The following is a 21,307-nucleotide window of genomic DNA, read 5'->3' as shown; positions in this document are numbered from 1 at the left end:
TCAATTGGAAGTCGTGTTGGCCGACTGCGTCGCGCGTAGCAACGCTCGCGTCGTGAGCGCCTTGACGAGTTCGCGCCGGTAGGCGGCGCTGATGTCCGGTTGATCGTAGGGGTCGATAGCGCCAGCCACGGCGTCGGCGATCGCGGCAAGCGTCGGCAAATCGACCGCAGCGCCCACGAAGCCCGCTGCGAGTTCGTTTAGCACGAGCGGGGCGTCCGCCACGCCGCCGAGGCCAATCCGCAGGCTGGAGAATCTGTTGCCGTGGAGCATGGCGGTGAGCGCGCAAGCCGCAATCGCGAAGTCGCCACGCCGCCTGCTAAAGAGTTCGAATGCGTGCCGCTCGCCCGGGCGTGCGACCGGGAAATGCACGGCGCGAATGATTTCTTCAGCGGCGAGATCGGTTGTCATCACCGCAATCAGGAACTCCGCGCACGGCACCTCACGGCTGCCGTCCGGTCCGACAATTTCGATGCTCGCGCCCAGCGTGCTGGCAATGAGCGGCATTTGCGCAGCAGGATCCGCGTGCGCAAGGCTGCCCCCAAGCGTGCCGCGCTGGCGAATCGCGTAGTGCCCGATGGTCGCGGCCGCTTCCGCGAGCAGCGGGCAAGCGGCGCGCACCGTGCCGCTGGCTGCGACCTCGTGATGGCGCGTCATCGCGCCAATGGATAGCACCTCACCCGCCAGCGTCACGCCGCTTAGTTGCGGCAATGCGTTGAGGTCGATCAGATGGGCGGGCTGCGCAAAGCGCATGTTCATCATCGGCGCGAGGCTTTGCCCTCCCGCGATGACTTTCGCGTCGAAGCCGTGCTGCGCGAGCAGCGAGAGCGCTTCTTCAAGCGTGTGAGGCCGGTGATACGAAAATACCGCGGGTTTCATGCGTTCTGCACCTTCAGGTTCACGCCGCTCGCCTGATCGAACAGGTGCAGGCGGCGGCGGTTGATCGACAAGGCCACGCGTTCACCGACCTTGCAAGAACGCTCCTTGCCGACACGCAAAGGCATCAACTGCCCCCAAGCATTGGAAGATATCTCCTGAAAAATAACTCGTCAACTGACGACATCATGATTCTACAAAAAATTTCAGGTCACCGGTGGTCGATTGACCTGTGGAGCGAAATCGCGCTGGATCGCCTGAATTTTTCCGCATTTGATCCCATGAATTGCCTAGCTCAATCGAACAAATAATTATCGTCAATCGACGATTGAACTACGTAACTCTGGCACCGGTGATCGGTGGGAGAGCAATGTGGCGGGAATTCCGCAGAGATCGGGCGCGCACAGAAGTCCACCCAGGATGGACGCGCGTGAGTCGCATTCGGCGACCGCGGCGGTTGGAAAGTGATAAGCGCTGGCCTGGTGAATCCGCTCAACCGGCAGGCTGCCCAGTGTTTCCGAAGGTGAAGATCGAAGCCGACCAGATCTATGTAAAAGACAGCGGCCTCTATACGACCGCAGGCGTGACCGCCGGCATCGATCTCGCGCTGGTCATGATCGAAGAGGACTTCGGCAAGCAAATGGCGCTCGACGTCACCCGATCGGCGAAACCCCTAAGCGTTGCGGATTTGAGAGCGCGGATACACTTCGGCGTACGTTTAGTCGCTGGCTTCAGATCAGTCCCGCCGAATATCGGCAGCGCTTTCGCTCCGGCGATCCGGTGAACGAAGGGGCCGCCGCTGTCCGTCATCGATGACGACAGCGAGCGCCGCGCTCGCTTGTGGCCAAACGATGGAACGCACCCTTGGAGGACCAGTGCCACATCGCGTCTCAGTCGCGTGTGCTGGCCTTGATCAGCTCGCGAGCCAGAATCAGCGCATCGCGGTTAAGCGGAATGAAGCGTCCGCGGACTCGGGGACGGTAGACCGGGTCGCCCTTGTTGATGTGCTCGCCAGACAGGGCGCAACGCCCCATCGCGGGAGCAAGGCATGGTGCCCAGATTTGCTCCTCGTAGTTGCAAAGCGTCGGGTCGTGCCAGCGTAACGCGAAGAGCGCATTGGGCAGTTCCTCCACGACCGTCACAGTATAGGTGCGCACGTCACCACCGTCCGACTGACGCGAATTGACCGGCTCGCCATCCAGGCGGGAGCGGCCGGACAGGCCCGGAGGATTCCACGTCGGGTGTGGCGGAGAGAAAAAATGGTCGATGACTGCGAGCGTCGTCGCCCATGGGTCTCGAGCCCCGGGTGCTGAAGTGAGTCGGCCCGGCCGATGCGATGATGGATGATGGGATGAGGACAACGCAGGAAAAGCAGGCGTATGACAAGATTCACTTTCTGACGGGAGGTCAGAATTCGTATTGGGCTCAACGTTCACGATCTTTTGCCATCCTTAGCAAATGGTGAAGCAGCAGCGAATAACCCTGGAGGTCGAACCACTCCCGACTTGCGGCTACTGGATGCATATGACGGAGAAGTCGACCGTACGGCGATAAATGGTCCTGCCAAGCCACGGCACGAAGGTGTACTCGTTATATGCGTTGCTGCCGATATGAATCCAGCTACGTAGAACATGTGACACGATGATTCCTTGGAGACGTTGCGAAGGGCACCGGTCGAGCGGCCATCCGAAAGTGCCATGGGGTCGTCGGGCCGTACCGCGAGCTTTGCGCCGCAATAACAGCGAGCGTGTCGCGATGAGATAAGGGTAGGTCTAGCCGGAGGGCGAGTCTATTCTACGGTCGGATATGCCGATGCCGCATTAGCGTAATCGCCTTATACGGAGGTATAGGCACGGCAAGGAGATTTCACCGGGCGTGCCGTAAAGGGGAGTCTCCGGTTGAGCGGCAAACGCAAGCAACCAGAGCGGCCATCTGGAACGAAACGCCGACACAGTCTTGACGACCGCTCGGCGCCAGGGACCGGACCTTTTCTCAACCCGCGCGAATGGTCTGCACAAGCGCTCGCGTACGCTGGCGCTCAGCGGTGACGGCCGTCGGGCAGACAGGGCTTGATACCAAGCGATTCGGCCTTGCGGACGAGGTCCGGCATTGAGCGCGCATTCATTTTTCGCATCACCTGTCCACGGTGGACCTTGACCGTGATCTCGCTCAGGTTCATTTCGGCGGCGATCTGCTTGTTCAGCAGACCGGACAAGACAAAGCCCATCACCTCTTTCTCGCGCGGCGAAAGCGACTGGTATGAAGCGCGCAGCCCCGTGAGCGCGGTTTCTGCCGCGAGCCGCTCGCTGTCTCGCGCGAGGGCCTGAGCAACTGCGTCGAGCATATCCTGGTCTTTGAATGGCTTCGCGAGGAAATCGAGCGCGCCAGCCTTCATTGCCTTCACCCCCATCTCGATGTCTCCATGACCGGTCATGAATACAACGGGGATATGCATGCCGCTACTAACGATTTCCTGGTGAAAAGCCATGCCGCTTTTTCCGCGGAGCCGCACGTCAAGAATGAGGCAACTCGGTCCCGCGGAGTGAGGAAACCGGAGAAATTCATCCGGGGACTCGAACGTTTCGACGCGCAAGCCTACGGAGCGCAAGAGCAGGTCGAGGGCTCGCCGGATTCCCTCGTCGTCATCGACAACGTAGACGACGGAACCGTCAGTTGCTTCGGGTTCATCCGCCATTTGGCGGGTCGGCCTGGTAGTCATCTGGACACCTCGCGAAGCCAGAATGCGGTCGCACCCTGCTGGCATGGACCCATTTTACGCCGCCACGGTTGCAGACATCACCGGATCCCAGGCTGCTTGCAGGAAGGGTTCAAATCACTGGACAGGCCCAGAATCCGTCGATCGCATTCTGCTCGATTATCGCGCCTGATGCGGTCTTGTCTTACGCTCATCGCGTTGCCAGTGCTCCTGCACCTCACTGGCAACCGAGTAAACTAATTGTAAATCGTTGCGGGTCGCGACGTGATCACTTTGGATGAGGCCAACATTCATGCGGACCTGCGCCCCATCCGCCAGCGGAATGCAACCTGCAGGTGTCGGCCCAGGTCGCCGGCGGACAAGGGGGGGCAATGATTGTCGCGAATTGTCAGACCATTGATCGTGTCTACATGACTGCGGGCTCGGCCCTCTACCGTGGCCGACGCCTGTCGGACGCGATGCCGGTGCTGCTGAAGCTGCTTCCTGAACACGCCGGCGCAGTCCAATCCGCTCGTTTCAAACGCGAATACCTGCTCCTTCAAACATTGAAAGGCGCAGGCGTTGCCAAACCGCTTTCCCTGATCGATGACCGCGGACGCCTGGTGTCGATTCTCGAAGACTTCCCGGGCGAATCGCTCGAAACCGTTTTGTGCCACGGCCCGCGCCCGGACCTGCCGCGCTCCCTGACTATCGCGCATCACCTGGCCGATGCATTGGCGGCCATCCATACCGCCCACGTCATCCATCGGGATCTGCGTCCGGCCAATATTCTGGTCGCGCCAGAAACCGGCGAAGTTCTGCTAGTGGATTTCAGCCTCGCGACGACTCAGGAGCACACCGTCTCGCCAGAGGACGTTGTCGTCTCCGTGGGCGAATGGGCATACATGTCGCCCGAGCAAACCGGCCGCACGAATCGTCCAGTCGATTACCGGACCGATTGCTATTCGATGGGTGTGCTGCTCTATCGCATGCTCACCGGTCAACTGCCGTTCCAGGCGAGCGATCCGCTGGAATGGACGCATTGCCATATCGCCCGCATGCCCCCGCCGCCGTGCGACATCGCGCCCGAGGTGCCGCAACCGGTGTCCGACATCGTGATGAAACTGCTCGCCAAACTACCGGAGGATCGTTATCAAAGCATGCGTGGCGTGCAATCCGATCTTGACCGGTGTCTGGCGCAATGGCGCGCTTGCGGCCGGGTCGAGCGGTTCCGGCTCGGCACGGACGATCGGTCGGATCGCTTCCAGATACCCCACAGACTGTACGGGCGCGATCAGGAATCAAATACGCTCCTCGGTGTGTTCGAAATCATGGCGTCCACCGGCCGGGCGGCGCTTGCGACCGTCTCCGGGTACTCGGGCATCGGCAAGTCGGCGCTGGTCGACGCGTTGCGCAAGCCGATTGTCGCGAAACGCGGCTACTTCATTTCAGGCAAGTTCGATCAGTATCAGCGAGACATTCCCTATGCCACCCTTACGCAAGCGTTTGGCGAATTGGTGCAGCAACTGCTGGCCGAAAGTGCCGCGCGCCTCGCTGGATGGCGGCAACAACTACAGGCTGCGGTCGGGGTCAATGGCCAGCTCATTCTCGATGTGCTGCCCAAAGTCGAGTTGATCATCGGCACGCAAGCTCCGGTACCAGCGCTGCCGCCGACGGAAGCTCAAAACCGGTTCCGCCTCGTGTTCCGGCGATTCGTGACGGTGTTCACGAGCCGGGCACACCCGCTAGTCCTCTTCCTGGACGACCTGCAGTGGATCGACGCAGCCAGCCTGGCGCTCGTCGAGCACTTGCTCACCCACCCGGATACCCGTTACCTGCTGCTGATCGGCGCCTATCGCAACAACGAGGTGAGCGGAACGCATCCGCTGATGAAGAGCCTCGGTGCGATCCATCACAGTGGCACGCCGGTGGTCGACATCCGGCTCGCGCCGTTGTCCGCCGCGCATTTAAACCAGTTGGTGGCCGACACGCTGCATGCGCCACCCGCGTCCTGCGAGCCACTCACCCAGCTCATTTGCGAACGCACCGAGAGCAACCCGTTTTTCTTTATTCAGTTTCTGGATGCGCTGCACAAGGAGGGGTTGCTACGGCGTGATACCCAGATCCATGCATGGCGCTGGAACCTCGAACAGATCAAAGCGAAAGATTTTGCCGACAACGTCGTCGATCTGATGTTGAGCAAGTTGCGGCAGCTGCCGGTCCCCGCACAGGAAGCGCTGCAACTGGCCGCCTGCCTCGGCAACAGGTTCGACCTGCGGATGCTCGCGCTGGTCAGCGGCCATGCCGAGATTGAGCAGCACCTTGCGCCGGCGGTGCGCGAAAATTTGATCTTGCGTACCCACGGCAGTGGCAAGTTCCTGCACGACCGGATCCAGCAGGCGGCTTATTCACTGATTCCCGAAGGACGCCGCAGTGAAATACACCTGCGCATCGGCCGCGTGCTCCTGTCGAGCATGACAGCCGACGAGCTTGCCGCGCATCGGTTCGATGTGACGAACCAGTTCAACCGCGGCGCCGCACTGATCACGGCACCGGAAGAGCGCGAGCGCGTAGCTGAACTCAATCTCGCCACTGGCATGCGTGCCAAGGCGGCGACGGCTTACGCATCGGCACTGGCCTACTTCACTGCCGGCCACGCCCTGGCGGCAGAGGATGATGCGAACCGGCACGATGCGCTCACTTTCTCGCTCGGCTTTCAGCGTGCCGAATGCGAATTCCTCAACGGCGACCTGACGACGGCGGAACAACGACTGTCGACGCTTTCACATCGCGCCGCGAACCTCATCGACAAGGCCGCTGTCGCGTGCCTGCGCATGGCGCTTTATATGAACGCGGGACAAGCCGACCGCGCGGTTGAAGTGAGCCTCGAGTTTCTCCGTGCCGTTGGCGTCAAGTGGTCGGCGCACCCGCGCAAGGAGGAGGTGCAACAGGAGTACGAGCGATTGTGGCAACGGATGGGCAAGCGCTCGATCGAGCAGCTTCTCGATTTACCTTTGATGACCGATCCCGTCTGCCGCGCCACGCTGGACGTGCTAACTGCCGTCCAGCCGCCCGCCCATGCCACCGATATGAACCTGTATTGTCTTACCGCCAGCCGAATGGCGAATCTGAGCCTCGAGCATGGCAACAGCGACGGATCGGGATTCGCCTATGTCATGCTCGGCATGACCCTCGGGCCGCAATTCGGTGATTACCAGGCCGGATTCCGGTTCGGCAGGCTCGGCGTCGAACTCGTCGAGAAGCACGGAATGGATCGCTTCAAGGCCCGCGTCTACGCGGGCTTTGGCGCCTTCATCGTGCCCTGGACGAAGCACATACGTTCAGGTCGCGCCCCACTGCGGCTCGCCTTCGACACGGCCAACCAGACCGGCGACCTGACGTTTTCGGGCTATTGCGGCAACAACCTGATCACCAATCTGCTAGGTGCCGGAGATCCCCTCGGCGATGTGCAGCGTGAAGCCGAAAGCGGCTTCGAGTTCGCACATAAAATGCGCTTCGAATTCGTCGCCGACGTCATGACGACGCAACTCAGGCTGATCAAAGCACTCCGCGGCCTGACTCCCGCTTTTGGCTCCTTCAACGATGCTGCATTCGACGAAGACCAGTTCGAGCAGCATCTGCGCACGGATCCGGGGCTGGCACTCGTCACTTGCTGGTATTGGATTCGCAAGTTGCAAGCGCGTTTCCACGCAGGCGACTACGCTTGCGCCATCGCGGCGGCATCGAATGCCGAGCGCTTGTTGTGGACGACGCCATTCTGTTTCGAGCTGGCGGAATATCACTACTTTGACGCCCTGGCGCGCGCAGCGCACTGCGATTCGGCATCGGCTGACGAACGAGCCACCCATCTGGAGGCAATCTCCGTTCACCATCAGCAGCTTCAGACGTGGGCGAACAATTGCCCCGAGAATTTCGCGGACCGCACCACGCTGATAGCCGCCGAGATTGCCCGACTGGGAGAGCACGACTCCGACGCCATGCGGCTGTACGAACAGGCCATTCGATCGGCGCGCGAGCACGGCTTCGTCCAGAACGAGGCAATCGCATATGAGCGCGCCTCGGCGTTCTACCGCACGCGTGGATTCGAGACGATTGCCGACACCTATATGCGAAAGGCGCGCGAGTGCTTTGCGCGCTGGGGCGCCGACGGCAAGGTCAGACAGATCGACGCGCGCGCGCCGCAACTGCGCGAAGATCCGGCTTCCCCGGCCGCGACTGCGTTCGGCAACGTTGCGCAACTGGATCTGCTGTCGGTCACGAAAGCGTCGCAAGCCATCTCCGGCCAGATCGTGCTCGAGGACCTCGTTGACACGCTAATGCACATCCTGCTAGAAAATGCCGGGGCGCAGACCTGCCACTTGCTGCTCGCGCGCAGCGAGAGCCTGGTCCTCGCGGCCGAAGCGAGCGTCGAACAACAGACCATCCAGGTACGGCAGCATCTGGGCCGGGCGCTGAGCGCACCGGCGTTGCCGGAATCGTCCAAGCGGGAAGCGGTGCTCCCCGCATCCATCATCAACTACGTGCGCCGCAGCCACGAGCAGGTCTTGCTGACCGATGCGATGCAATCGAATCCATTTGCGGCAGACGACTACTTCGCCCGCCGGCGCCCGAAGTCGGTGTTGTGCCTGCCGATCATGCGGCGCTCCGCGCTGATCGGCCTGCTGTATCTGGAAAACAACCTGGCCACGCATGCCTTCACGCCCGAACGCCTGACCGTGCTGGAACTGCTGGCCTCCCAGGCCGCGATCTCGCTGGAAAACGCGCTGCTCTACGCCGATCTGCAGCGTGAGAACAGCGAGCGCAAGCTAGCCGAAGAGGAACTGCGTGTGCGCGAAGCTCGCATCCGGCGGCTGGTCGAATCGAACATCATCGGCGTGTTCTTCTGGAACGTGACCGGTATCGCCACCGACGCGAACGACGCGTTTCTTCGGATCGTCGGCTATTCGCGGCAAGATCTGCTGTCCGGCCAGGTCCAATGGGCCAGCATGACGCCCGCGGAATATCGCGCCGCTGACGCGCGGGCGGTCGAAGAACTACGGCAGCACGGGCGTTCCCAGCCCTATGAGAAGGAATATATCCGCAAGGACGGCACTCGCATCCCCGTTCTGATCGGCGGAGCGCTCATGGAGGGTTCGGAGGAGAACGGCGTAGCGTTCGTGCTCGATCTGACCGAACAGAAGGAGGCCGAGGCGGAACTCGCGGCGCGGCGGACCGAGGCCAAACGCGCGGATGAGCAGCTGCAAGCATTGCAGGTGGAACTGGCTCATGCAACTCGCGTGACAACGCTCGGGGAACTGAGCGCATCCATCGCCCACGAGGTTGGCCAACCGCTCGGTGCGATCGTGACCAGTGGCGAAGCCTGCCTCCGATGGCTCGGCCACAACAATCCGCAGCCGGAAGAGGTGCGGGCCTGTGTGCAGCATATGATCGGCGAAGGCAGGCGCGCGAGCGAAATTGTCCGGCGGATCCGCACGCTCACCGGCAAGGCGGCGCCGCGCAAGACACAGCTCGAACTGAACGATGTGATCAATGACGTCGTAGCGCTGGTTCAGCGCGAACTCCTGAACCATCGGGTCTCGTTGCGCCTGGAGCTTGCCTCCGACTTGCCTCCGGTGCTCGGCGATCGGGTCCAGCTTCAGCAAGTGCTCATTAACCTCGTCATCAACGGGATCCAGGCAATGGCTGACATCGGCGACAACTCACGTGAACTACTTATCGAGTCCCATCGGGATAACGATGGGCACGTGCTCGTCACAGTGCAGGACTCCGGCCCGGGCATCGATCCGGAAATCGCAACGCGGCTGTTCGACGCTTTCTTCACCACGAAAGCCGACGGCATGGGCATGGGATTGTCGATCTGCCGTTCTATCATCGAAGCCCACGGCGGACAGGTGTGGGCGTCCAACCATGCCGGGCGCGGGGCCAGATTCCAGCTCAGCCTGCCCTGGGTTGACCGCGATGCGTCGTGAAGGGCAAGCCGGTGCGGAAAACATGACAACGACCGGTCATGTTCGAGAGCGCCATCGGGACCCATCCGGATCGACGCCACGCACACGAACGGTCTATACATTCGTATCATTTCCGTGCGGTGGTTTCGGAGCTACGATGGATTTGAGTCGCGTGCCACACGATTGCGGGTGGCACGCTCCGCTTCCAGTGTGTCGAGGCCCGTCGCTAGTGTCTTCTCAAATGATTTCCATCGTCGATGACGATGAGGGTGCCCGGGTGGCGACCGCAAGTCTGGTTCGTTCGCTAGGGTGGCAAGCACGAGTGTTTGCATCGGCGGAAGAATTTCTGGAGTCGGGGTTAATCGACGAAACGTCATGCCTGATTTCGGATATACGGATGCCGGGCCTGTCCGGAATCGAAATGCACGATTGCCTGCTGGCCCTCGGGTACGCCATTCCGATCATTTTCACCACGGGATTCCCGACCGCTGCCCTGGAAGCCAAAATCCAGGCCAGGGGTGCCCCCCCTTTCCTGGAAAAGCCCGTTGATGCCGCCACTGTGGAGCGCTTGCTCAATCTCGCGCTAGATGGGCCATAACGGTTGCCACCCGGTCAGAAAACTGCCCTCTTGCCGGGCCGCGCAATTCTGGCCGTCACACGTTCAATTCCCCTCGCCGTCACGACGACTTCTCCCAGCCTGGCTTCACGCCTGCGGATATTGCCCTTCGAACAGGATCTTCATTGCGAAGGACACCTTTCATTGCCTCCAGCAATTGCGCGAGTTATACGCGGGTATGAGATTCCTATCCACATGCGCCGCTATTCGAGCCATTCGTAGAATGGTTTCGTGTGCCTCGCACCTGTACATTGATCTCAAGGCCAATGTGCAAGCGCGATGCGCCTGGCATGGTCAGTCCTGTTCATCACCAGTTCGCTCGATCGATCCGCGAACCTGAATCCGGTTTCTTGACGATCGATGCGCACCGTTCGTCTCGCGGCTTGGGCCGTGGACCTTCTGCGCAATCGTGACCCATGCCGTCAGCCGGTGGTGGCCGCCGCAATTGCGGCATATCTGAAGGGAGGAGCAGACGATGATGACCATCGTGCTTATCTACATGTCCGGCTTCCTTGCCGTCGTGGCGACTGTGCTTGTCGCAATGATCAGGATCCTGGCGCATCCAATCGTTGAAGAGGACATGTCGTCTCAATCCGCTTCCGCGTAATTTGACCACGCGCATTTTCGATGTTGTGGAGGTTGTCATGTTCATCCAATCCAATCAGATAGAACTGCCTTTCCGGTTCGAATTCGACCTGTGCGCATGGGCAGACGCCGTTTACGAAAAAGCCGTCGGAGAGGGCTTCATTCGCGAGCCCTGGGAACCTGACGTTGCGATCGTCCAGCGGTTGGAGGCTTACTTCCACACTGGGCTGTCGCCTGCCGAAGCGGTGAGCGCGTGCTTCTGTCTGAACCACTAGTGCGAACCCGGCCCGACGGCCCCCCGGAATGGCGAGCGAAATGGAACCAGCGCCTCCGATGTCGAGGTCCCCGGTCTCGTCATTGACCGGCAAACGAACACCCTGACTATTCAGAAGAAACGCATCCGCACGCGCGTGAGCGCTCTGTGCCCACCGCCTCAAAGCGGTACATCTTCACGTGACGACTCATGGTCTGATAGAGTACCTCGTCCGGCGGCGAGGAAGCCGACGCCGCCGTCAAAGCACAATGTACCGGCGACCCTGAATCAATTGGAACACGCAGCCATGAAGGCTTCACCGGCGGCGGTATCACGCACTTATGCGATGCCCGAGCGAAGCGACCGCCTCGATTTCTACATACGCGATCAAGCCTCACGCCCCGCGATTGAAGAGCCGCACAAGCACGAATATTTTCAGATTCAGATCAACCTCGGCGGAGATACCGAACAGCACATCGGCGGAGTAAGCCGGCCGTTTCCTGCTGGCGCGGTCGCCTTTATCCTGCCGCATCGTTTGCATCTGATACCGCACCCCGCGCGTTCGCGCTTTATCGTCATCAACTTTACGCAAGCGTTTCTACGCGCCAATACCAGCGGAATTGCGGATCCACTGGACCTCGAGGATGTGGCGATCACGCAGGCGCCCGAACTCGCGCCATTCAGGCTTCAGGCGTACATCGACTTCATTCTGGAGGACGCCGATCTCGCCGAAATCGAACCGCTTCTGTCACGCATGCTGGAGGTCAATGAGACGCGGCGCTTCGGCGCGACCGCCCTCCTGCGCGGATACCTTCTTCAGCTTATCGGGATCGTCTGCCAACGACACGCGGATCAGCTGCTTCGCCTTTCCTCGCGTAACGTCCAAAGACTCGGCCGACGGGACGCCTTGGTCCGTGTGGACCGCCACGTCAGTGCCCATCTCGCGAGCGACACACTGTCCCTGACCTCGGCCGCCGCCGCTGCGTTTCTATCGCCGAACTACCTTGCGCATCTGATCAAGAAAGAGACGGGTCGGACATTTGTCGAGTGGGTGACCGAGCGGCGCATCGCACGCGCGAAGGAACTGCTGGCCAACGACAGCCGGCGCATCAAGGACATCGCGTTTATGGTCGGCTATCGCGACGAAGCCTATTTTTCGAGGCGGTTTCGTCGGTCAGTCGGTCAATCGCCGAGTGAGTTTCGCGACATGCACCGGAGTGCGGGCCAACGAAGCGGCGGTGCAACTGCGCGCAAAGGTTGACCGTAAGTTCGTCCTGGTGTTCAGCGGATTTGTCCTGAACGGAGAGTTCGCTGCGCGATATCGTAGGTAAGCCAATACCCATCGCGAGGCTTACCATGACCGAATACTCAGTGACACCCCCCACGATCACCTCCGTTGCTGTCAGCGGCTCGACGAGCCGCTTTCCCGTGCGCCGCGTGTTCTGCGTCGGCCGCAACTACGCGGACCACGCGCGCGAAATGGGCGCCAACCCGGACCGGGATCCTCCCTTCTTTTTTTCCAAACCTGCCGATGCCGTCTTGCCAGCGACCGGCAGGCTTCCGTACCCTCCCCTTACTTCCGACTTGCACCACGAGATTGAACTCGTCATTGCGATCGGCAAGGAAGGAAAGGCCATCGCCCCTGAAACCGCACTCGATTTTGTCTGGGGTTATGGCGTTGGCGTCGATCTGACCCGCCGGGATCTCCAGGCGACGGCAAAAAAACTGAGCCGACCGTGGGACTGGGCGAAAGGCTTTGACGCCTCTGCGCCGGTGAGCGAGATCAAACCGGCGTCTGAAGTGGGGCATCCATCCAGCGGCCGGATATGGTTGTCGGTGAACGACGAAATTCGTCAGCAAGGCGACCTCAGCGAGATGATCTGGCCTGTCGCGGACATCATCAGCTACGTCTCTCAGTCCGTCACTGTGAAGCCGGGAGACCTTATCTTCAGTGGAACACCCGCTGGCGTCGCCGCACTACGCCCAGGCGACAAGGTCGCAGGCGGCGTGGATGGCGTGGCGAACTTCAGTTTCGAGGTGGGCCCGCTGGCCGGATAAACGAAGCGCGGTCGTGACGGATGCCAAGTCACGACCGCCTGCCTCAACGCGGCCCAATCGTTCCGACGACGGCCGCCACACTCAATCGATCCGGCGCGGATCACCGTCGAATTCGACAAGGCAGCCGAAGCCGCCATGAAACAGCGCTTCACGCGCATCTTCCGCCTTGCCCGTTGCCGCGATCTCAGCCGCGTGCAGTTCGGCATCATCTTCCGGCGCGAACCCGAGATAGCGCACGTTGGCGTTATCCCAGCGATTGCGCGCGTTATTGGACACGCCATACACGACCGCGAAGTGAAAGTCCGGATAGTCGATACAGCGGCGCGCCACCTGCACCATGTCGCGATGGCTGATCCATGTGAAGAGGTGGCGCGGCGCGGTTGGCCGGTCGTCCGGGCGGAACGAGCCGATCCGGATGCACGCAACCGACATGCCGTGCTTGTCGGCGTACATCCGGCCAAGCGCCTCGCCGAACACCTTCGAGATGCCGTAGCGGCTATCAGGGCGCGGCTCGACGGTGTTGTCGATCATCCGGTCGCGACGATGAAAACCGACCGCGTGGTTCGAACTCGCGAACACCACGCGCTTGACGCCCGCTTGCCGCGCCGCTTCGAACACGTTGTAGCAACCCTCGATGTTCATATCGCGGATGCGCTCCCAGCGATCCTCGTCAGGTACGCCCGCGAGATGCACGACGACATCGACACCCTCCATGGCCGGCAGAAGATCGTCGAGCCGCGTGATATCCGCGGTGACGATTTCCTCGCCTGCCTGCGCCGGCGCCTGCGGCGCAATATCGGCGAGGCGCAGCGCATAATGGCCTTGGAAACCGGCGCGGAGCACACGGCCAATGTGACCGGCCGCGCCGGTAATCAGTACTCGAGTCATTGATACCCTCTCTGTGATTCAGGTGAATACGGTTAGCCGGTTGCGCCTTTCTGTACGGCGTAGCCGGCCGAACGGCGATGGTGCGCTTCAAGATACGCATCGCGCGATGGCACCAAGTGCTCGCGGCATAACCTGATCAACGATTCCCGGTCGCCGGTTCGGAGCGCCTCGATCATCTGGTGATGCTCGGCGCGCGCCTTCTCCAGATACTGAGGAAACACGATCGATACCGAACGGATCGCATGCGTGCGGCGTTCATACTCGCGAATCGCCTCGGTCAGAACCTGGCTTTCCGACAACGCAAAGAACGCATGGTGAAAAGTCATGTTCGCGCGGAACACGCGCCGCAGATCGCCGGCGATGGCTGCTTCGTCGTGCTCCGCCTGAATGGCCGTCAACGCATCGAGCGCCTCGCTGCTGACCGGAAAAACGATGCGCCTCGCCGCATCTGCCTCTAGCAGTTCGCGTAGCGCATACAGTTCCGTGACCTCGCGCGGCGTGAACGACTTGACCAGCGCGCCCACATTCTTGCGGCGCTCCACCAGGCCGCGCCGCTCCACTTCCGCCAGCACCAGACGCGCGACGTGGCGCTTCAGGTTGAAACGCTCGCACAGATCGTCTTCCACGAGCCGTTCGCGCGGATGCAGAACGCCCAGGACGATCTGCTCCTCGAGCTCATCCGAGACGCTACGCAGCGTCTCGTCGATATTACGGTCGCGTTCGACCGTCTTCGCAGTGGGTGCATCGGCGCGTTTGGGCTTGGCAGCGTTGCTCATCACAGGGGTCCGCAAAAAGATCTAAGCCGCGAGCCTATACGAAAATATGACCTTAACCCTTGTTTCCGTTGCCGGGAACGGTCGCGGTCATGCGCGCGGCTTGCAGAAAGTCGAAGTCGCAGCCCTCGTCGGCCTGAGTGATCGTCGTCAGGAACAGCTTGCGATAACCACGCTCGTCGGGATCGGCCTGGCGCGCCGGCAACGCGGCAAGACGCGCCGCGATTTCCTCGTCGCTGAGGGCAAGTTCGATAGACCGTTCCGCCACGCTCAGGCGAATCCGGTCACCCGTTTGTACGATCGCGAGGGGACCGCCGATAGCCGCTTCGGGCGTGACGTGCAGGACCACCGTACCGGACGCCGTGCCGCTCATGCGGCCATCCGAAATGCGCACCATGTCCTTCACACCCAGGCGGCCGAGCTTGCGCGGAATCGGAATGTAGCCCGCTTCCGGCATTCCGGGTGCACCGACCGGACCGATCCGCTTGAGCACGAGAACGTCGTGCGCTTCCACGTCCAGTTCCGGATCGTCGATACGGCGCGCGAGATCCTCCGCGTCCTCGAAGACGACGGCGCGTCCTTCGTGCTCCATCAGGCTGGCGCTTGCCGCTGACTGCTTGATGATCGCGCCGCCCGGCGCGAGATTGCCGCGCAGCACCGCAATACCGCCTTGTGGAAAGATCGGGCGGTCAAACGGGCGGACGACTTCCTGCGCGAAGCTCGCCGGGGCGGCATCCAGCTCCTCGCCGAGCGTGCGGCCGGTCACCGTGAGCGCGTCGAGATGCAGCAGCCCTTTTATCTCGCGCATGACCGTGGTCAAGCCTCCGGCGCGATGCAGGTCTTCCATGTAGTGCTGTCCGGACGGCTTCAAATCGACGAGCACCGGCGTTTCGCGCGCCATCCGGTCGAGCTGTTCGAGGTCGATGCGAATCCCGAGCCGGCCCGCGATGGCCGTGAGGTGAATGATGCCGTTGGTCGAGCCGCCGATTGCGAGCAGCACCCGCAACGCGTTTTCGAACGCCTTGGGCGTCAGGATCGCCGCCGGACTCAGATCCCGGCCGATCATCGCCACGGCCTGCGCGCCGGTGCGCTCCGCAATGCGGATGCGATCGGCGGTTACGGCGGGCGCAGACGCGCCACCCGGCAGCATGATGCCCAAGGCTTCCGCGATGCAGGCCATCGTGCTGGCCGTGCCCATCACCGAACAGGTGCCGACCGTTGCGACGAGCTGATTGTTGACCGCTTCGATCTCGGCTTCGCCGATCTGGTCGCCACGGAAACTCGCCCAGAAACGACGGCAGTCCGTACATGCCCCAACCCGTTCACCGCGATGCGAGCCCGTGAGCATGGCACCCGTCACCAGTTGAATGGCCGGCACACCGGCCGCCGCCGCACCCATCAACTGGGCCGGGACGGTTTTGTCGCAGCCGCCGATCAGCACCACCGCATCCATCGGCTGGGCCCGGATCATCTCCTCCGTGTCCATCGACATCAGGTTGCGCAGGTACATGCTGGTCGGATGCGAAAAGCTCTCGGCAATCGAAATCGTCGGGAATTCGACAGGCAGGCCGCCAGCCAGCATCACGCCGCGCTTGACCGCCTCGATCAGCTGCGGCGCGTTGCCGTGGCACGGGTTGTAGGCACTCCCCGTGTTCGCGATCGCCACGATGGGACGGGACAGCGCGTCGTCGGTATAGCCCGCGCCCTTGATGAACGCCTTGCGCAGAAAAAGCGAGAAACCCTCGTCGCCGTAGTTCGTCAGGCCCTGCCGCAAGCCGCTTTTCTTCTCGCTCATTGTTGCTCCTGGATCTTCGATGCGATTATCAATAATCTTGACGGGAATGTTACCGATACTTATAGTCTGTCCGCAAGCGATTCTTTTTTGTCGCGTCCAATCGCTTTTGTCGCGTCCAATCGCACCCATCCACTCTGTAACAGCATTCCGCCGAGGTTTTCATGAAGCATGTCGTGGCCTATCGTTCGTTGCCTCCTGCCGTGCTGGGGCTACTTCGTGAGCACTGTTGCGTCGAACTGGTCGACGTTTCCTCCGGCGACCTCGCGCCGTTCAGGCGCGCGCTGGGCACGGCTCATGGAATGGTCGGCAACAATCTCAAGATCACGCCTGAGATCCTCGACGCCGCGCCCTTGCTCGAGGTGGCCTCCACCATTTCGGCCGGCTTCGATGCGTTCGATGTCCCCGAACTCTCGCGCCGCGGCATCGTTCTGACGAACACGCCGGAAGAAGTCACCGAAACCACCGCCGACCTCGTGTTCAGTCTGATCCTCGCAACCGCCCGGCGCATTTCCGAACTCGCCGACTGGACGCGGCGCGGCCAGTGGACACGCACGATCGGCGAGGCGCAATTCGGTGTCGACGTGCATCACAAAACGCTGGGCATCGTCGGGCTGGGGCGCATTGGCAACGCGGTCGCCAGGCGCGCCGCCCTCGGCTTCGGCATGAACGTGATCTATTCCAATCGCTCCCGCAACCCCGAAGCAGAGGAGCGCTACGGCGCGCAATGGCGGCCGCTTCCCGAACTGCTCGCGACTGCGGACTTCGTCTGCGTGCTGGTGCCGCTATCGCCCGCCACCGAGCGCCTGATCGGCAGCGCCGAGCTCGGGGCCATGAAGCAGTCGGCCATTCTCATCAACTGTGCTCGCGGACAGGTCGTCGACGAAGCCGCCCTCATCGCGCATCTCCGCGAAGGCCGCATTCTCGGCGCCGGTCTCGATGTGTTCGAACGCGAACCGCTGTCGCCGGACTCGCCGCTGCTCCAGTTACCGAACGTGGTAGCGGTGCCGCATATCGGCTCCGCTACACAACAGACGCGCGAGAACATGGCCATGCGCGCGGTACGCAATCTCATCGATGCGTTCGACGGCCAGCTCTCGTCGACCTGCGTCAATCCTGAAGCGCTCCAGGCCCGCTCGTCTGCGCAACAGATCGCCGGCTGAATGGCGCGAAACACTCTCACCTCAAGCACAAGGAACACGCGATGACTTCAGTCAACCGGCCCCGCGGCGTCTACTCGCCCGTGGTCACGCCGTTCACAAGAGACCTTCTCCCCGATAACGACCGCTATGTCCGTCATTGCCGATGGCTGATCGAACAGGACGTCGGCCTCGCTGTGTTCGGCACCAATTCGGAAGCGAATTCCCTCGCGGCCAGCGAGAAAATGAAACTGCTCGAAACGTTGGTCGATGCAGACATTCCGCTCGATCGCCTGATGCCGGGCACCGGCTGCTCGGCACTCACCGACACAGTCGAACTGACACGCCATGCGCTTTCGCTAGGGGTGAACCATGTGCTGATGCTGCCGCCGTTCTACTACAAGGGCGTCACCGACGAAGGCTTGTTCCGCAGCTACGCGCAGATCATCGAACGCGTGGGCTCCGACGCACTGCGAATCTATCTGTATCACATCCCGCCCGTGTCGCAGGTGCCGCTAAGCCTCGCGCTCATCGAGCGGCTGCTCGCTGCTTTCCCGGGCGTGATCGCCGGCGTGAAGGACAGTTCGGGCGACTGGAGCAACACCCAGGCCATGCTCGAGCGCTTCCAGCCGCAGGGCTTCGATGTGTTCGCAGGCAGTGAAAACTTCCTGCTGGCCACCATGCGCGCGGGCGGCGTCGGCTGTATCACGGCAACCGGAAACGTCAATCCGGCGGCTATCGTGCAGCTGTATCGTCAGTGGCAAGCGGCCGACGCCGATGCCCGTCAGGCAGCACTGGATGCCACGCGTGCGGTGTTCGCCAGGTTCCCGATGATCCCCGCGCTCAAGGCAGCGATCGGCGTGTATTCGAACGACCCTGACTGGGGCGTCGTACGTCCTCCTCTCGTCGATCTGACGCCGGCGCAATGCGATGCGCTCGCCACCGCACTCCGCGAAATCGGCTTCTCGATGCCGGGGGTCGAAGTCACCGCCTGATGACATGCGGAAACACCCGCCGGTTGCATGCGCAACCGGCGGGTGTTTCCAGCTAATCATTGCTTCGGCGTCACGCCCAATCGTCCAGCGCGTATTCGTTCAGCGCGGCTTCATCGAAGTCGAACCCGAGGCCTGGACGCGTCGGCACGGTCAGCTTGCCGTCTGCGAACGACAGCTGCGTATCCACTAGCCGGCGGAAATTCAGCACCTGGTCGTCAGGAAAAAATTCGACGTAGCGCGCATTGGGCGTCGATGCCACCAGATGCACGTGCAGATCGTGGAACCAGTGCGGGCACATCGTTACCCCCACGGCCGCGGCCGACGCCGCAATCCGTCGCCATTCGCTGATCCCGCCGCACACCGCAGCGTCCGACTGAAGGATCATGGCCGCGCGCTTGTCGAGCAGCGCCTGATGCCGCCAGCGCCCCGCTTCGATCTCACCGGTCGCAACGGTCACCGGCGTGCGGCGGCTCAGTTGCGCATGGCTTTCGATGTCATCCGGACTGAAGGGCTCTTCGATCCAGTACGGATTGAACGGCTCGTATCGGCGCATGTATTCGAGCGCGGTCGGCACGTCGGACCAGGCGTTGTTGGCATCGAGCATCAGCAGCACGTCGTCGCCGATCGCCTCTCGCGCCGCCCTGATCCGCGCTTCCTCGCTGCGGGGATCGAGCCGCCCTACCTTCATCTTCACGGCCCGAAACCCCAGCGCCACGTAGCCCGCCATCTCCTCGCCGAGATGCTCGGGCGTCTTGCCTTCCAGGTAGTAACCTCCGCTGGCATAGGCCGGCACAGTGGTGCTGCAGGTGCCGCCGAGATAACGGCTCAAGGGCAGGCCCGCCGCGCGCGCGTTGCGGTCCCACAGGGCGATGTCGATGATGGACAGCGCCCGCATGACCGAGCCCGCGCGCCCCTGCAGCAATGACTCGTCGTACATCGCGCACCACGAGCCTTCGACATCGAGCGCGCAGCGCCCGCGCAACAGCGGCGCAAACAATTCGCGCACGGCATACGTGACCAGCATGCCGGCGCGGTTGCCGCTGTAGCAAAAGCCGATGCCGTAGTGGTCATCGGCCGTCCTGACGCGCACGACCGTGTAGTCGCGGGCCGTGACGAGACGGGTCGAGAACGCGGTGTGGCGGTCGAGTGGCACGCGGATGGTGCGCGCCTCCACCGAAACGATCCGCGCACGTGTCTGATAGTCGGCTTGCTCGGGTTCAGCGATGACGTGTTTCATGGCAGTAGACTCGAAAAAGATAACGATGCTCGCGGGACCGATCGTGCGGCCGCGCGCACGGTTGCAGGCGGGTGAGTCCGCCTGCGCCGCCCTGACCGCTTGCACGGCGGGGGCGCCCGCTTATGCAGCGGTGGTGTTCGTCCCGACTGTCTCGCCTGCTGCGCGCCGGCCGATGACCAGCAGCATGGCCAGCACCCCGACCAGATCGACCGCCGCGCCGAGCATGAAGCCGCTGCTGTAACCGCCCAGGTACTGGACCGCCAAACCCATCATGGTCGGCCCGACGATGCCCGAGATGTTGCTCATCAGGTGAACAAAGCCGCTGACGCCCCCAAGATGCCTGCCCGGCACGAGCTCGTGCATGATGGCCCAGCACGCTTGCGACGAAGCCGTCAGGAACAGTACGGCGAACGCGACAAGCAGCACTGCGGGCGTCACGGAATCGACCATGCTGACGCCCAGCAGGGCGAGACCCGACAGCGCGAGCGGCACGATCGCCGAGACCTTGCGCGCCTGCAGTTTGTTGCTCGCGCGCTTGAAATACGCGTCGGCGACGAGGCCCCCGCCGAAGTAGCCGATCCCGCCGCATGCCCATGGCACCGCGCTCAGAATGCTCATGTGCTTCATGTCCAGATGCAGCGCGTTGGTGAAATAACTCGGCATCCACGAGATGAACACGAACAGCGTGTAGTTCACCGCGAACAGGCCGACGCCGAGCGCGAGCGTGCTCGGACGAAACAGGTAGCTGCGCAGCGGCGTCGTTTCGTCGCCGCTTTCCGCCGGATGTGCCGCGTTGCGGCTCGCTTCGACCATCTCGCGCTCGGCCTCGCCGACCCACGCGTTTTGCGCCGGCTTGTCGGTCGCGAAGATACGCCACGCGACGATCCACGCCAGCCCGAACGCCGCGATGATCACAAACGACGTGCGCCAGCCGTAGGCAATCGCAATCAGTCCGACCACCGGCCCGGCGATCGCGCTGCCTACCGTCTGGCCCGAAAACGTAAAGCCGACCATGGTCGCGGTTTCATGCCGGGGAAACCAGTTGGTGATGGTCCGGTTGGTCGTCGAATTCATGGGACCTTCGCCGAAGCCGAACAGCGCCCGGAAGAACAGCAGCGTGCCGAATCCGGTCGCGGCCGCAGTCAACCCGCAGAGAATGGACCACGTCCCCATCGCCCAGGAAAAGACCCTGCGCGGTCCGTACTTGTCGGCGAGTTGCCCGCCGACGAATGCGAAGATGGAATAGCCGAAGAAGAAACTGCTGAACACCACGCCGAGCTGCGATGGTGAAAGACTCAGCTCCTTGTTGAGGACAGGTGCGACGACGCCGAGCGCCGCGCGGTCCATGTAATTGATCGCGCCCGCGATAAACAGCAGCAAGGCAACGACATAGCGATACTTGCCAGTCTTCATGTTGTCTCTAATCCATGTAAT

General features: G+C 62.1%; 18 protein-coding genes and 1 pseudogene. 9 read left to right on the top strand and 10 right to left on the bottom strand.

All coding sequences use genetic code 11. The features are described from left to right. Both PQR02_RS02875 and PQR02_RS02870 read right to left on the bottom strand, forming a co-directional pair. On the bottom strand, positions 1–876 hold the full coding sequence (locus PQR02_RS02875) for an FAD binding domain-containing protein (RefSeq protein WP_408225130.1): 876 nt from the start codon (positions 874–876) through the stop codon (positions 1–3). Then, complete coding sequence (locus tag PQR02_RS02870; protein ID WP_408225127.1) at positions 873–1,001, bottom strand: hypothetical protein; 129 nt, start codon at positions 999–1,001, stop codon at positions 873–875. The genes PQR02_RS02875 and PQR02_RS02870 overlap by 4 nt, the downstream gene beginning before the upstream one ends. A 383-nt stretch (positions 1,002–1,384) precedes the next feature. Between PQR02_RS02870 and PQR02_RS02865 the strand changes: the two are divergent. Beyond that, positions 1,385–1,534, top strand: a pseudogene (locus PQR02_RS02865) (GlxA family transcriptional regulator); the annotation flags it as partial. Between the two features lie 229 nt (positions 1,535–1,763). Here the strand turns inward: PQR02_RS02865 and PQR02_RS02860 are convergent. The 3 genes from PQR02_RS02860 to PQR02_RS02850 form a co-directional block, all read right to left on the bottom strand. Then, complete coding sequence (locus tag PQR02_RS02860) at positions 1,764–2,030, bottom strand: DUF3331 domain-containing protein (protein ID WP_408225124.1); 267 nt, start codon at positions 2,028–2,030, stop codon at positions 1,764–1,766. A 354-nt stretch (positions 2,031–2,384) separates the two neighbouring features. After that, positions 2,385–2,513 carry a hypothetical protein gene (locus PQR02_RS02855; protein WP_408225121.1) on the bottom strand — a complete coding sequence of 43 codons (129 nt, stop codon included), beginning with the start codon at positions 2,511–2,513 and terminating at the stop codon, positions 2,385–2,387. Positions 2,514–2,911: 398 nt separating this feature from the next. Continuing rightward, positions 2,912–3,592 carry a response regulator transcription factor gene (locus PQR02_RS02850; protein ID WP_408225118.1) on the bottom strand — a complete coding sequence of 227 codons (681 nt, stop codon included), beginning with the start codon at positions 3,590–3,592 and terminating at the stop codon, positions 2,912–2,914. A gap of 368 nt (positions 3,593–3,960) precedes the next feature. On the opposite strand from PQR02_RS02850, the gene PQR02_RS02845 reads away from it, so the two are divergent. The 6 genes from PQR02_RS02845 (at position 3,961) to PQR02_RS02820 (ending at position 13,049) form a co-directional block, all read left to right on the top strand. Further along, complete coding sequence (locus PQR02_RS02845; protein WP_408225115.1) at positions 3,961–9,558, top strand: trifunctional serine/threonine-protein kinase/ATP-binding protein/sensor histidine kinase; 5,598 nt, start codon at positions 3,961–3,963, stop codon at positions 9,556–9,558. A gap of 220 nt (positions 9,559–9,778) precedes the next feature. Continuing rightward, a complete protein-coding gene (locus tag PQR02_RS02840) occupies positions 9,779–10,135 on the top strand; it encodes a response regulator transcription factor (protein ID WP_408225112.1) in 357 nt (118 codons plus the stop codon). A gap of 493 nt (positions 10,136–10,628) precedes the next feature. Further along, positions 10,629–10,760: a hypothetical protein gene (locus tag PQR02_RS02835; protein WP_408225109.1), complete on the top strand. Its 132-nt coding sequence runs from the start codon at positions 10,629–10,631 to the stop codon at positions 10,758–10,760. 37 nt (positions 10,761–10,797) lie between these two features. Further along, on the top strand, positions 10,798–11,013 hold the full coding sequence (locus tag PQR02_RS02830; RefSeq protein WP_408225106.1) for a hypothetical protein: 216 nt from the start codon (positions 10,798–10,800) through the stop codon (positions 11,011–11,013). A 285-nt stretch (positions 11,014–11,298) separates the two neighbouring features. Next, positions 11,299–12,252 carry a helix-turn-helix transcriptional regulator gene (locus tag PQR02_RS02825; protein WP_408225225.1) on the top strand — a complete coding sequence of 318 codons (954 nt, stop codon included), beginning with the start codon at positions 11,299–11,301 and terminating at the stop codon, positions 12,250–12,252. Positions 12,253–12,347: 95 nt separating this feature from the next. Beyond that, positions 12,348–13,049 carry a fumarylacetoacetate hydrolase family protein gene (locus PQR02_RS02820; protein WP_408225103.1) on the top strand — a complete coding sequence of 234 codons (702 nt, stop codon included), beginning with the start codon at positions 12,348–12,350 and terminating at the stop codon, positions 13,047–13,049. An 81-nt stretch (positions 13,050–13,130) separates the two neighbouring features. Here PQR02_RS02820 and PQR02_RS02815 read toward each other — a convergent pair whose 3' ends face one another. The 3 genes from PQR02_RS02815 to PQR02_RS02805 are packed head-to-tail and all read right to left on the bottom strand — an operon-like array spanning position 13,131 to position 16,505. Then, complete coding sequence (locus tag PQR02_RS02815) at positions 13,131–13,937, bottom strand: NAD-dependent epimerase/dehydratase family protein (protein WP_408225100.1); 807 nt, start codon at positions 13,935–13,937, stop codon at positions 13,131–13,133. Positions 13,938–13,969: 32 nt separating this feature from the next. Next, the gene (locus PQR02_RS02810; RefSeq protein WP_408225097.1) at positions 13,970–14,713 is read right to left on the bottom strand and encodes a GntR family transcriptional regulator; all 744 of its coding nucleotides are present in this window, start codon (positions 14,711–14,713) and stop codon (positions 13,970–13,972) included. 52 nt (positions 14,714–14,765) lie between these two features. Further along, entirely contained in the window at positions 14,766–16,505 is a 1,740-nt protein-coding gene (locus tag PQR02_RS02805) for an IlvD/Edd family dehydratase (protein ID WP_408225094.1), read from the bottom strand. Between the two features lie 161 nt (positions 16,506–16,666). Here PQR02_RS02805 and PQR02_RS02800 point away from each other — a divergent pair, with 161 nt between their 5' ends. Next, positions 16,667–17,665 (top strand): 2-hydroxyacid dehydrogenase, encoded by a 999-nt coding sequence (locus tag PQR02_RS02800; RefSeq protein WP_408225091.1) that lies wholly within the window; start codon positions 16,667–16,669, stop codon positions 17,663–17,665. Between the two features lie 41 nt (positions 17,666–17,706). Continuing rightward, entirely contained in the window at positions 17,707–18,636 is a 930-nt protein-coding gene (locus tag PQR02_RS02795) for a dihydrodipicolinate synthase family protein (RefSeq protein WP_408225088.1), read from the top strand. Positions 18,637–18,706: 70 nt separating this feature from the next. Here the strand turns inward: PQR02_RS02795 and PQR02_RS02790 are convergent, their stop codons facing one another. Further along, positions 18,707–19,873, bottom strand: coding sequence for a mandelate racemase/muconate lactonizing enzyme family protein (locus tag PQR02_RS02790; RefSeq protein ID WP_408225085.1), 1,167 nt, complete (start codon positions 19,871–19,873; stop codon positions 18,707–18,709). A 120-nt stretch (positions 19,874–19,993) separates the two neighbouring features. Further along, entirely contained in the window at positions 19,994–21,286 is a 1,293-nt protein-coding gene (locus PQR02_RS02785; RefSeq protein ID WP_408225082.1) for an MFS transporter, read from the bottom strand. Positions 21,287–21,307: the final 21 nt, after the last annotated feature.

It is taken from the genome of Paraburkholderia sediminicola (assembly GCF_046026895.1).
In the GTDB taxonomy this organism is placed as follows: Bacteria; Pseudomonadota; Gammaproteobacteria; order Burkholderiales; family Burkholderiaceae; genus Paraburkholderia; species Paraburkholderia sediminicola_C.
This window is presented reverse-complemented; position numbering and strand designations above follow the sequence as displayed.